A 624-nucleotide genomic window follows, 5' to 3' on the forward strand; every position below is an offset into this window, starting at 1 on the left:
AAATCTTTAAACAGATCCAATTCGCCAATATCGAAGACATTCCCCTCCGGAACCCGCATGATCTCAAGACAGTCCGCATCATGAATCAACCGGGTTATCAGATCTTTTTTCTGAGTAACGCGGCCATCTTTATTAATAATGGCGTCTCTGCAACGGGCCGCCAGCTCAGAAGGACAGCCCATGGACAGGAGAAAATCCTCACAGTTTTCGCCACTCTTCTGCTCCCATTCCTGGCTGTCTGCCCCCTCCCCCAACCGGCCGGAGTCATGGAGCATGGCTGCATACATAACGTAAGAAAGTTGCTCTGCTGGAAATGCGATAGCCTCAGGATCGTTCAGCTCTTTACGAACTGAAAGCAACACAGGAATCCACATGGCAGCCCGGCACTGATGCATCGCCCCGTGGACAGGGCGGGCAATCTTGTTGACGGCCCGTGTCTGACCAGGCAAAGGCTCGTGATGGAAACGGTGTACCAGCATTTGCGCCACTTCAAAAAAGCGCGGCTCTGAAGGGGCAGGCAGGGGGGATTGTTCTGTTATGGAAAGCCCGGGCTGGTGACCGATAGAGAGGCTTACAACCCTTGAGGACAAGAAGGTCTCGTCCGGACTTCGGCCATACCTTACT

At 53.4% G+C, this 624-nt stretch carries 1 protein-coding gene; it reads right to left on the reverse strand.

Annotation, left to right across the window (positions count from 1 at the left end; all coding sequences use genetic code 11):
- The coding region (locus E1189_RS00685; protein ID WP_155158213.1) for a SidE phosphodiesterase domain-containing protein at positions 1-590 on the reverse strand (590 nt) is incomplete at its 3' end.
- Positions 591-624: the final 34 nt, after the last annotated feature.

The organism is Parendozoicomonas verongulae, assembly GCF_009711465.1.
Lineage (GTDB): Bacteria > Pseudomonadota > Gammaproteobacteria > Pseudomonadales > Endozoicomonadaceae > Sansalvadorimonas > Sansalvadorimonas verongulae.